Source organism: Bacteroides sp. ET225, assembly GCF_024733745.1.
Classification (GTDB): Bacteria; Bacteroidota; Bacteroidia; order Bacteroidales; family Bacteroidaceae; genus Phocaeicola; species Phocaeicola excrementipullorum.
In genome coordinates this window covers 40152-52594 of the sequence record NZ_JANRHN010000017.1, presented here as the reverse complement: position 1 = coordinate 52594, position 12443 = coordinate 40152, and the positions used below count along the sequence as shown (strand labels likewise).

9 protein-coding genes are annotated in these 12443 nt (G+C 46.8%); 1 reads left to right on the top strand and 8 read right to left on the bottom strand.

Features of this window, described 5'->3' with window-relative positions:
• Positions 1 to 9: 9 nt before the first annotated feature.
• From NW212_RS08845 to NW212_RS08815, 7 genes are all read right to left on the bottom strand, one after another.
• On the bottom strand, positions 10 to 3390 hold the full coding sequence (locus tag NW212_RS08845) for a TonB-dependent receptor (protein WP_258338286.1): 3381 nt from the start codon (positions 3388 to 3390) through the stop codon (positions 10 to 12).
• A 197-nt stretch (positions 3391 to 3587) separates the two neighbouring features.
• The gene (locus NW212_RS08840; protein ID WP_204462931.1) at positions 3588 to 4160 is read right to left on the bottom strand and encodes an RNA polymerase sigma-70 factor; all 573 of its coding nucleotides are present in this window, start codon (positions 4158 to 4160) and stop codon (positions 3588 to 3590) included.
• A 480-nt stretch (positions 4161 to 4640) separates the two neighbouring features.
• Positions 4641 to 5909 (bottom strand): adenylosuccinate synthase, encoded by a 1269-nt coding sequence (locus tag NW212_RS08835; RefSeq protein WP_258338285.1) that lies wholly within the window; start codon positions 5907 to 5909, stop codon positions 4641 to 4643.
• Between the two features lie 11 nt (positions 5910 to 5920).
• Positions 5921 to 6397, bottom strand: a complete 477-nt coding sequence (locus NW212_RS08830; RefSeq protein ID WP_258338302.1) for a Fur family transcriptional regulator — start codon at positions 6395 to 6397, stop codon at positions 5921 to 5923.
• A 52-nt stretch (positions 6398 to 6449) separates the two neighbouring features.
• Positions 6450 to 7121, bottom strand: coding sequence for a DNA alkylation repair protein (locus NW212_RS08825; RefSeq protein ID WP_258338284.1), 672 nt, complete (start codon positions 7119 to 7121; stop codon positions 6450 to 6452).
• A 51-nt stretch (positions 7122 to 7172) separates the two neighbouring features.
• Positions 7173 to 9137 (bottom strand): dipeptidyl peptidase 3, encoded by a 1965-nt coding sequence (locus tag NW212_RS08820; RefSeq protein ID WP_258338283.1) that lies wholly within the window; start codon positions 9135 to 9137, stop codon positions 7173 to 7175.
• The gene (locus tag NW212_RS08815) at positions 9121 to 9591 is read right to left on the bottom strand and encodes an AraC family transcriptional regulator (protein WP_258338301.1); all 471 of its coding nucleotides are present in this window, start codon (positions 9589 to 9591) and stop codon (positions 9121 to 9123) included. Before NW212_RS08815 ends, NW212_RS08820 begins: the two co-directional genes overlap by 17 nt.
• 399 nt (positions 9592 to 9990) lie before the next feature.
• Here NW212_RS08815 and recQ point away from each other — a divergent pair, with 399 nt between their 5' ends.
• A complete protein-coding gene (gene recQ, locus NW212_RS08810) occupies positions 9991 to 11820 on the top strand; it encodes a DNA helicase RecQ (RefSeq protein ID WP_258338300.1) in 1830 nt (609 codons plus the stop codon).
• Between the two features lie 114 nt (positions 11821 to 11934).
• Here the strand turns inward: recQ and NW212_RS08805 are convergent, their stop codons facing one another.
• Positions 11935 to 12441, bottom strand: a complete 507-nt coding sequence (locus NW212_RS08805; RefSeq protein WP_258338282.1) for a nitroreductase family protein — start codon at positions 12439 to 12441, stop codon at positions 11935 to 11937.
• Positions 12442 to 12443: the final 2 nt, after the last annotated feature.

The following is a 12443-nucleotide window of genomic DNA, read 5'->3' as shown; positions in this document are numbered from 1 at the left end:
ATCTACTTATTAAAATTTAAAACTAACATTTACACCTATGTTGCGCAATGCAGGCATCATGAAATAGTCGATACCTTGATAGAAATTATCGGTAGAAGCCACAGCTTCCGGATCGAACGGAGCTTTGTTGTAAATCATCCAAAGATTGCGTCCAACCAGTGAGATGCGGATGTCACAAATATCACGAAGCATCTTTCTAGGGAATGTATACCCGAACGAAACTTCCTGCAAGCGGACATTGGTAGCCGAATAAGTATAGTATTGCGGGACAGCAGTACCTGCAGCCACCACATTATACCAATTTTCAGGAGCTATCCGGCCTCCGTCGTTGATGCCGACATAACCCAAGTCACGTGCGGCGGCAGTAGCCTCCGAAACGCCATAATAATCAAGAATAGCCTGTGTACGTGAGAATACGACACCACCCAAACGGGCAGAAATCATGAATCCCAGGTTGAAGTTGTTCCAACTGAAATTGTTTCTCCATGCAAGATTGCCTTTAGGCAGCACGCTTCCCAGTTTGATATAGTTTTTAGGATCGCTGATAGTCTGTGTCGCCACATTGCCGTTCTGGTCAACATAAATCCTTCCCTGATCGTCACGGGCCAAATCGATCTGCGAATAAAGGTCGCCCATCGTGCCTCCTTCACGAAGCAGGAAACGGGCTTCTCCCAATCCTCCCATATCCAGCTGGTCTACAGAGAATATTTCACCGGTAGCCGGGTTGACGGCATTGTCTGCCAATGTAAGGATCTTGTTGCGGTTCATTGAATAAGTGAAGCCTGTATCCCATGTAAACTTGTTCCATGTATTCTGGTAGTTCAAAGACAGTTCGACACCCTGGTTGCGCACAGCACCGGTCTGAATATAGATGGCAGAATAACCGCTGACAGACAATCTCGGATTGAATGTCTGGTTCTTGGTCTTTGCATTATAATAAGTAACATCCAGATCGAAATTCTTCAGGAAACGCATGGTCAAACCAACTTCAAACGATTCGGTACGCTCCGGTTTCAAATTGTACATCGGATATTGGGTAGTAATGCTCCACTGGTTGCCGTTCCATTCGTAACGCGGGTTGGCAAGATAACGCTGGAAAGGAGTACCTACCGATGCCCATGAACCGCGGATTTTCAGATAAGACAAATAGTCCTTATTCAAATTCGGCATCAGTTCAGACAAAAGCACAGAGGCTCCCACTGAAGGATAGAAGAACGACTTGCTTGTTGATTTCGGACCGGCAAGCTGTGAAGGCCAGTCATTGCGTCCGGTCAATGTCAGATAGTAAGTGCTCTTATAGCCGATTTCGGCAGAAGCAAAAATAGACTGTGTCTGTTCACGGTAACCGGTCTGCAAGCGCGTGCTGGTACTGCTCAAGTTCTGGATATTGAACCAGTTGGTCAATCCGACAGGCTCTCCGGAGAATTTGTCGGTACCGTCGGCAATAGGACCGCGCACCTGAACTGCATCCTCACGAACATCAGAAATAGAAGCACCTATATTTGCAGAAAGTGACCAGTCTGTTCCGAACGTTTTATTGATGTTCACCAGAAAGTCGGCATAAAGCTGTTTGTCCTGCGTCCGTGTGATGCTATAAAGTCCTCTGCTGGAACCCTCGGTCAGCTGGTCGTTGGTTGAAGCATAAAATTTCTCTGTATAGTCGTTGGTCGAGTTATCCAGACGCACACGCCCCGAAACACTCAGCCAGTCCAGAATCTCATAGCTCAATCCGGCATTCAGCATATAACGGTCCTTCTTGTTTTCGCGCAAGTTGCGGTAATTGATCCAATACGGATTCTGCATTGTCATTCCCGCGTCGCCAACCGGCCAATATTGCGTGTAAATTTTGCGTGCGGGGTCATACCGCTCATACATTCGGATATCTTCCCAGTCGTTTCCGCGCGGGAAAATATAAGCACCCACAATCGGGTTATTGTATACACCTTGATTTGTCATGTTCCGGTCGTTCTGCAAAACATAGCTGGCGCCGATATCCAGTTTCATCTTATCGTTAAGGAACGATGTAGTATTTCGCACCGTAAAGTTATAGCGGTTATACTTATTGTTGGGCACGATACCTTTTGAATTGACAGCTGCAGCCGAAGCGTATGTCTGGTTCTTTTCCGTACCGGTAGATAGAGAAACACTTTCCGTACCGATTATACCTGTTTGAAAATAATCGTTTTTCGGATCATAGCCGTAATAACTGTCCGCTGTCAGACGAGCTCCCCAACTGCGGTCGCCGGAAATAGAATACGCGCCTCCGGTACCCGTTCCATATCTGTTTTGAAATTCAGGCATCACAAACGGAGTGGAGAACTCAGTATTGCTGCTTACCGTAATGCTCAGTTTTCCTTCCTTACCTTTCTTTGTAGTGATGACAATGGCACCGTTGGCTGCATCCGAACCATAAAGAGCCGCAGCCGCCGCACCTGTCAGCACAGACATTGACTCGATATCTTCCGGATTGATGTCCGCAATCGGTTCAGAACTACCTTTTGAATCGAATTCCGTTCCGCCTCCTTCGCTTGAACGTCCGGTAAACATCGGCACACCGTCAATCACATACAGTGCGTTAGACGACTGCATGATTGATTTTGTACCACGCATCACAACTTTTGAGATACCGCCCACGCCGGAAGATGAGGCGTTGATATTTACACCAGCCACCTTACCGCTCAAGGCATTGACAAAATTCACATCCTTATTCGTAGTGATTGCGTCCGACTTCACTTCCTGCACATTATAAGAAAGCGCCTTCTCCGCACGTTTGATACCTAATGCAGTAACGACAACTTCATCCAGAATCTCAGAATCCTCCCGCATTGTCAGATTAATGGAAGCCTGGCCAGATACGGGCATTTCAGTTGATTTATAGCCAATGTAGGAAAATTGAAGCGTTGCGTTCTCAGGAACAGTCAGCGTATAGTTTCCGTCAAAATCGGTGATAGTTCCGTTTGTCGTTCCTTTCTCCAGCACCGACACACCGACCAGCGGCTCGCCATTAGCATCCACAATCCTTCCTGATACTTGTTTGGTCTTTTTCCCTTCTTGCTTGACAGATGAAGATTCACTTTCCCGCTTTGACAAATAAACGACATTTTCATCTATACGATATGAAATGTCTTTTCCGGCCAGAGCTTTCTCCAGCACTTCATTGATGGACGCATCCTTCACATTCACAGCCTCAACAGGAACCGACTCCACTTCATCATCGTAAAAAAAACGATACTTTGATTGAGATTGAATTTGCTTGATCATCGTCCCCACCGTAGAGTTCGACAAAGCAAGATTCAGTTGTGCCGATACGAACTGCGTCGGAACAGTGAGCATAGCCGCAACCACCATTGCTCGAATCAACGAGCGATTGCACGAGTTTTTGCTTCTCATACTGAACTTTTTAAGGTTACACATTACGTTTAATTTATTATTTTTACGAGTTATTCCGTTTAGGATAACACTATTATAACATAGAAGACGGGAAAAACACTTACTTCTGAGATGAACTTTTTTGGGAAATTCCCTTATTTGTCTTAGACCCTATCGTTTAAAAATACAGACATCAGAACCTTACAGACACCGAAATCTTACCGGCTAAAAATATTCGAAAAGAAAACGAGGAGAAGTAAATATCCGTGCAGATGCGAAAGGCGTTCGCGCAAGATTTTAAGTGCCTTATACATATGTGCTTCTACCGTGCGCAAGGAAATACTCAGCGTATCCGCAATATCCTTATTCTTCATATCATAAAGATAACTCAACTTGAACACCTCCCTGCATTTTTCAGGCAAACCGTTGATTGCCTGAAAAATTTCCTGACGAAGCTCACGATTTTCGATACGCCTGATCACTTCAGACTGATCCGGCTGATAATATTCGAGCTTTTTTTTCATCAGTTCAGCTTCTTCAGCCGTATAATTCTCTACGACAGCCTTATGATTGAGCACATTAATGGCACGAGTATAAACAGAACGGTAAAGAAAAGACTGAATCTGACCGCCGAGTTCAACGGTATCCTTACGCTTCCATATTTCCAAAAACACGTCCTGTACTATATCTTCCGCATCGTCTTCCCCAACAAGACGCGCAGCATAGAATGACAGTCCGGCATAATAGCGTCGGAATAAAGTTCTGTATTTTTCTTCAAACTCATTTTCCATTTTCCCATTCAGCCTATTGTACTAGTTATGCAAGATAGACATGTGTTTTCTCCTGCATTATATTACATAACATTCAGGAAACAAAAAATACTTACAGAAGCAACAGAAAAAACGTCACGCACAATCTGGATAAAAGACACCGACAGCACAAGCAACCCCAACGAGCCGGCAACTTCAGCGTAACGGATAAACGATACGAAGGTTATCAAGTTATATTTCAAAAAAAGAGAATAAAGAAAAAGATGAATTTACACGATTATTCTTTCAGCACAACAGTACTTATAACAAACATACCAGCGCTTACACAAAAGCACCATGAGTCTATTAAATATAAGGAACAAGTATCCTCTCCCGAGATGTCGGACATGCAATCCTGCCATTGAATAAACGCTCTGTTTATTTCCAGTTATCACATTACAAATCAGGAGCAAAAGGCGATGCGTTCTATTCTGCCACCTTTTACTCCTGATTCGAAAACCATCAGTCTATATAACGTTCGATAGTCTGCTCTCTGTCCGGTCCGACAGAAACTATTTTAATTGGAGTTTCCAACTGTTCTTCAAGGAATGTGATATAAGCATTGAATTCTTCGGGGAACTCATCTTCACTGGTCATCTTTGTCATATCCGTCTTCCAACCGGGGAATTCCGCATAAACCGGCTCCACTCCTTCGCTGATATCATAAGGGAAATAGTCGATTTCCTCGCCGTTTACCCGATAGGCTACACATGCCTTGACAGTATCAAAGCCATCAAGAACATCACTCTTCATCAAAATCAGCTTGGTCACGCCGTTAATCATTATCGCATAGCGCAAAGCCACCAGGTCAATCCATCCGCAACGCCGTTCACGGCCGGTTACCGCACCGTATTCATGTCCCAGGTCACGAATAGTCTTTCCTGTTTCGTCAAACAACTCCGTAGGAAACGGTCCGGATCCGACACGAGTGCAATAAGCCTTCATGATACCATAAACCTCACCGATTCTGTTCGGTCCGAGCCCCAGTCCCGTACAGGCTCCGGCACAAATTGTATTCGAAGAAGTAACGAACGGATACGAACCGAAGTCAACATCCAGCATTGTACCCTGAGCGCCTTCACAAAGGATGCTCTTTCCAGCCTTCAACAGTCCGTTCACTTCATGTTCACTGTCAACCAGATGGAATCCGCGCAAATAGTCAATGCCTTCCATCCATTGCTTTTCAAGTTCCGTAATGTCATATTCATAGTTCAGGCTCTTCAGAATCTTTTCATGACGCGCCTTGGCTTCCGCATATTTTTCAGCAAAATTATGAAGAATATCTCCCACACGCAGCCCGTTGCGGCTCACCTTGTCCGTATATGTCGGTCCGATACCCTTGCCCGTCGTTCCGACTTTTGCGTCACCTTTAGCCGCTTCATAAGCAGCATCCAGGATGCGGTGCGTAGGCAAAATCAGATGCGCCTTCTTTGATATGTGCAGACGTTCCTTCAACGGATGTCCGCTTGCCTCAAGCGCTTCAGCCTCAGCTTTAAACAAAGCCGGATCAAGTACAACGCCATTCCCGATGATATTTATCTTATCGCCTTGAAAGATTCCCGAAGGAATGGAACGGAGCACATACTTCTGCCCTTCAAACTCGAGCGTATGACCTGCATTCGGTCCGCCCTGGAAACGGGCAACCACGTCATAGCGGGGGGTCAGCACGTCAACGACCTTACCCTTACCTTCATCTCCCCACTGCAAACCTAACAAAACATCTACTTTCATGATTCTCTGTTTTATGTATTTTTCGTTATATTATTTTTCTTGCGCTTCATTCCCATGCACTTGCTGCAGAGTCCATAGATATACAGCGAATAATGCGACGCATGAAATCCTTTCAGCTTCGTTTCAGCTATGGCCTGCTTCAGATTCTCATCTTCAAATTCCGACACTTTTCCACAGCAAGTGCAAATCATATGATGATGGGTTTCATTGTTATACGAACGTTCGTATTGGGAAGTGTTTCCAAACTGGTGCTTTATCACCAGTCCAGCATCAATCAGCAGAATGATCGTGTTGTAGAGCGTTGCACGGCTGACACGGAATTTTTCCTTATCAGCCATGTAAATATACAGACTGTCTATATCGAAATGCCCTTTGATCGAATAAATCGTATCAAGTATCGCATAACGTTCAGGAGTCTTGCGATGTCCGTTCTTCTGCAAATAATCAGTCAGTATCTGCTTTACCTTATCTTTTATATCCTCTTCCATCATTCAACTGTTCAGCGTTCAAAGTTAACCTTTTTTGCGTAATATAGAAAGATTATAGACTATATTCTATCTCATTTTTTATTTCCCGGGCAGCAGCAGCCACTTCCGGCTTCTCCGATTTCTGAAGGGGTCCCAACAGCTTCATCATTTTCTTTGCCTGCATACGGCTTTGCAGAGCCAGCTTGCACAGCGAAGCAGAAGCGGCTCTTTTGATCCATGCAGAATCCCCCTCAACGGCTGCGAAAGCCTGGTCGGTAAACTCCGCCTCGGCACGTTCGTCAAGCTTGAGGTCGTTAGCCAGCAGGCGGGTCATCAGCAGGAAGCCGCACAAACGGAAATACTCACGGTCGTCCGCAATCCACCTGAACACGACTTCCGAAGCATAAGGCAGACGCTGGAACAGCGTCATCACAGTATATTCAGCCAGTTCCGGACAGGACATGTCATCCATCCACATTTCAGTAATCTCCGGATAAAAAGTTTCGGCCGGCTGCAACATGCCTGCCATGATCTTGCACTCGCGTATATCTTCCTTCCACAAAGCCTGGGCAAGTGCATGGTCCGGCTTATAAGCGGAAGCGATTTCTTTCAGCCGGGGATATTCAATGCCGAATATCACCTTGTACTTCATTCCCTTGTCGCGCAAGCTCTGCGAAACCGTACCGTTCATGAACAGACGGAACTTCGACTTTATATCTTTTATCGTTTCATGTATATCATTCATATCATCATAGAGTTAAACCAACGGCACTCCGGCAACAGCAAGCAAAAGCAATCACAGATTGCTGTATTCCCTGCTGTAACGAAGCATCTGTTCGGCATATCCTTCCGTATAGTCTACGGACACATCCACTATCTTATTCTCACTGTCTGTCGTCGCCCTGTATACAGGGTTGACAAAGCCTTTGTATGGTGCCAGGTGCAATCTCCTGTAGCGTGCGAGCACTTCTTCATGAAGCTCCTTGTCGACTCTGACTCCATATTTTTCAACAAGCACTCGGGCCGCCTCAAAATCTCCCTCACTCTTGATTCGCTGTATTTCAGCAAGCAGCCGTCCAAACAAATCCCTGAGAGCCGGATAGTCATTTATCTTCACATACGTCTTTCCGTCCCGCTTCACCAGCTCCACTACACGGGCGGAAGCTCCATGCTCCAGCGCCCACCGGGCTATCAACTGCCGGTTGCGCATATGCGCTTCTTCCACATTGCATCCAGGCTCTATCCGCACCAGCTGGGTCATCAGTCCATTCATCATATACGAATAGTATTCAGCCTTATATGCTTCCGTGTCCGGCGTGAGCTTCAACTCCACCAGCTTGGCATCAGGCAAGAAATACAACCCGAACAGATCGGCACGGGCTTCTTCAACAGTAGAGCCATAAGCTTTCAGGGCATCCGGATCGACACCTGGAAGAAGCTTGCCCGAACCATGCCCCAGACATTCATGCAGATCGGTATGAAGGTTGTCGGTCAGATCGGCATATTTGTCAAGAAGTGCCTTCTCATCCTCGCCATATACAAATTCTTCACGGAAACCGTTGCCTCGGGCCGCCTTGTTGTAAGCGTCAATCAAGTTGCCGATAGTTACAGACTTCGAACCATGAACGCTGCGGATCCAATTGGAATTCGGCAGATTGATTCCGATCGCTGTGCTCGGATACAGATCTCCGCCCAAGATGGCCGCTGTAATGACCTTGGCAGATACTCCGGCAACCTTTTCTTTTCTAAAACGCACGTCTGCCGGCGAATGGTCTTCAAACCACTGGGCATTGCTGCTGATTGTTTCCGTACGGCGGGTAGCTTCCAGATCCTTGAAATTCACGATCGACTCCCAACTGGCTTTCATGCCCAAAGGATCCCCGTAACTCTCAATAAAACCGTTCACAAAGTCTACATGCGACTCCGTATCCTTCAGCCATTCGATCGAATATTCGTCAAAAGTATGCAGGTCGCCGGTCTGATAGAATTCAATCAGCAGGCGGATCACCTTGCGCTGCGAATCATTCTCCGCAACCGTTTCCGCTTTCTCCAGCCAGCCTGTTATCTTTTCGATGGCAGAACCGTACATTCCGCCCGCCTTCCAAACCTCTTCTTTCAGCCGCCCGTTCTCTTTGACAAGCCGGCTGTTCATTCCGAACATCACGGGCTTATCGTTTCCCGGTTCTTTCTGCGCCGCATAAAACGCTTCCGCCTCCTGCTGGGTAACCCCTTCATAATAGTTGGCGGCAGAAGTCTGTACCAGATCTTCTCCGTCTGCCTGATTAACCCGCTTAGACATTACGGAAGGATCGAACATAACCGGAAACAGTTTTCCGCACATGGCTTCTTTGGTTTCTCCTTCCTCTAAAGGCAGCCGCGATTCATCCAGCGAATCAACCAGTTGTCTGAAATAGCCTTCAGAAAAGTCCGGAACAAATTTATCACAAGCATAATGGTGATATATTCCGTTTGAAAACCACACCCGTTTAAGATAAACTTCAAAGGCACGGAACTCATCTGTCGTCCGCTCTCCCTCATAATCCGTATAGACCGCCTCCAGCAGGCGGCGGATCTGCAGATTATATTTCCCGTTCTGGTCAAACAGAATATCTCTTCCTTCAAGCGCAGCCTGCGACAAATAATAAACCAATGTCTTTTGCCTGAGCGACAATTCGTCGAATCCGGGCACACGATACCGAAGCAGCTGCAAATCAGCGAACTGCTCTACCGTATAAACAAAACCATTATCCTTTTCCTTCATTTCTTTTCCTGTAATTATTGGGCGTTTCACCCAGATTTCTGTAAAAAGCAGCATAAAATGACTGACGGTTTGTAAAACCTGCCATCGCTCCGATTTCCTCGATGCTCCTTTCCGCATACCTCCTGTCCTGAAGCAGACGGAGGGCTTCCTTAATCCGATAGTCATTCAGCAGGCAGGAATAATTCTTGCCGAAACGAGAATTGATGACAGCCGACAGATAACGTGAATTTGTATGCAGATCTCTGGCTAAATCCTTGGCTGTGTAATACGGGTCCCGATATTTTTTCTGGCCTTCCACTATATCAACAATTTTTCTATACAGCTCGTCAGCCAGCCTGACGCGCATCACAGTCCGATAAGACGGCTTTTTATCCTTCTGCTCTCTCAAATTATAAGGCAACCGCTTCCCGGTTCCGCCTCCATCATCCGCATTAAGCTTTTCCTGCTCCACCATTTCATCTGCCTTATTAAAAACCATTCGTAAAAAATAGAATTACAAAAATGGCAGAAGTTTTTTTATTCTGCAAGTTTTGACCTATTTATTTCTGCCCGAAGAAAGGGCCGCCATTGCCCGCGACAAAAGTTGGAGAAAGAATAAGCAAGTCCGAAGCCTCTCGCCGGAAAGTTTGTCTTCAGGCTAAAGACATGTATCTCCAGCCTGGAGATATGCGTCTTCAGCCTGGAGATTTATATCTCTAACCTGAAGATACAGATTACTCCAATGCAAAATGCTCTTTTCCCGCATCTATCGAACGCACAGCATTTGCACAACAAGTGGAACCAAGCGTTGCTTCTCTTTATAAAAGAATCATTACCTTTGCAGCAAATCACGAACAAGATGACAAAAGAATTGATGCTAAATACCCTGAAAGCCTATTTCGGCTACACACAGTTCCGGCCATTGCAGGAAGATATCATAACAAACATCATGCAGAAAAAAGACACGCTTGTCCTTATGCCTACCGGAGGAGGAAAATCCATCTGCTTCCAGCTCCCGGCTCTCATGATGGACGGAACAGCCATCGTCATCTCCCCGCTTATCTCACTCATGAAAGATCAGGTGGAGGCTCTTCAGGCAAACGGCATTCCGGCCTACGCGCTGAACAGCATGAACGACGAAACGACCAATGCGCGCCTGAAACAAAAGTGCCTGCAAGGGAAAGTGAAGCTGCTCTACATATCGCCCGAACGCATCCTGTCAGAAATCAACTTTCTCCTGCGCGACATCAAAATATCTCTTTTTGCCATTGACGAAGCGCACTGCATCTCGCAATGGGGCCATGACTTCCGTCCGGAATATACGCAGCTGAAACTCCTGCGGGAGAGCTTCCCGAATGTTCCGGTCGTGGCGCTGACAGCAACCGCCGACAAGATTACACGCGAAGACATCGTGCGGCAACTCGACATGCACGCCCCGAAAATCTTCATTTCGTCATTCGACCGCCCCAACCTCAGCCTGGAAGTCAAACGCGGATACCAGCAGAAAGAAAAGATACGCACCATCACAAACTTCATCCTGCGGCACAAGAACGACAGCGGAATCATCTACTGCATGAGCAGGAACGGAACGGAGAAGGTTGCCGAACTGCTGAGGAAAGAAGGTTTCAGCGTCGCTGTCTATCATGCCGGACTGAGCAACGCCCAACGCGAAGCAGCACAAGACGACTTCATCAACGACCGTGTGCAAATCGTATGCGCCACCGTGGCTTTCGGTATGGGAATCGACAAATCAAACGTGCGCTGGATTATCCACTACAACCTGCCCAAAAGCATCGAAAGCTTCTATCAGGAAATCGGACGGGCAGGGCGCGACGGGCTCCCGAGCGAAACCTTGCTGTTCTATTCGTTCGGCGACATCGTCATGCTGTCTAAATTTGCAGAAGACAGCGGACAACAGGAAATAAACAGGGAAAAGCTGGAACGCATGAGGCAATACGCTGAAACGGACATCTGCCGCCGACGGATTCTGCTGAACTATTTCGGAGAAAACATGGACCATGACTGCGGAAACTGTGACGTCTGCAAAAACCCGCCGGAACGGTTTGACGGCACTGTCATCGTACAGAAGGCTCTCAGCGCAATCATGAGAACCGACCAGAAAGTAGGCATGCACACGCTGATAGACATTCTGAAAGGTTCGCCTACTCAAGAAATCACGGCAAAAGGGTATCATAACCTGAAAACGTTCGGCGCAGGAAGGGATGTCCCGGCGCGCGACTGGCAGGATTTTCTTCTGCAAATGTTGAATCTGGGCTTCTATGAGGTAGCATATAATGAAAACAATCACCTGAAAATAACCGATGCGGGACGCAAGGTCCTGTTCGGCCGCGAACGGGCACAGCTGGTGGTTATCAAAAGAGAAGAAAGAGTTTCCAAAACAGCAGAGAAGAAGAAACATACGGCATCCGCAAAACCTGCCGCTACTCTTTTCGACCGTCCGGCATCGACAGATGACGCGCTGTTCGAAGAACTCCGCCAACTGCGTAAAAAACTTGCCGACCAACAAGCTATACCGCCCTATATTGTACTGTCAGACAAGACGCTAAAACAAATCTGCATCCAAAAGCCTGTCACACTCGACGAGTTCGGAGAAATAAGCGGAATCGGAGAATTCAAAAAAACACATTACGGAAAGGACTTCACCGATGCCATAAAGAAGTTCCTTTCAAGCAACAGGCTCTGAAACAACAGACAGGGCATAAAGGAAACGGGATTTCATACGCTGAATTTGCGAGCATACGAAATCCCGTTTCCTTTGTATTTATGTCGGATACGACTCAGTCCGGCAACAGCAATTCTATTTCAAAAGTATGCCTTCCATCGGTTTCCGCTTCTTTTCGGGAATAACCGAATCGGCAGCATAGCCAAGCGGAATCAGAACAGCAGGCTCAATTCCGGCCGGAAGGCTCAATGCCTCAGCGCATAACCGGACATCGAAATTGCAGACCCAACAGGTTCCCAGACCAACTTCGGTGGCTGCAAGGCAAAGATGTTCTACCGCAATGGCCACATCAATGTCGCCATGATCCTTCCCGTCAGACGGACGATGCCACGATTCGTTGTGATTGACACATGCAACGACAATGCAAGGAACCGAAGCAATCCAGTCCCGCGGGTAAGCCCTTTTAAGAGCTTCCAATGCAGTGCCCTCCGTAACGACAGCAAACCGCCACGGCTGAAAATTGACCGCCGAAGGAGCCATCCGGACACATTCCATGATGTAATCAAGTTTGGACTGCTCTACCGGATTAGGCAGATATTTTCGCACCGAATGTCTGGACTTTACCAAATCAAGCATTTTCATAA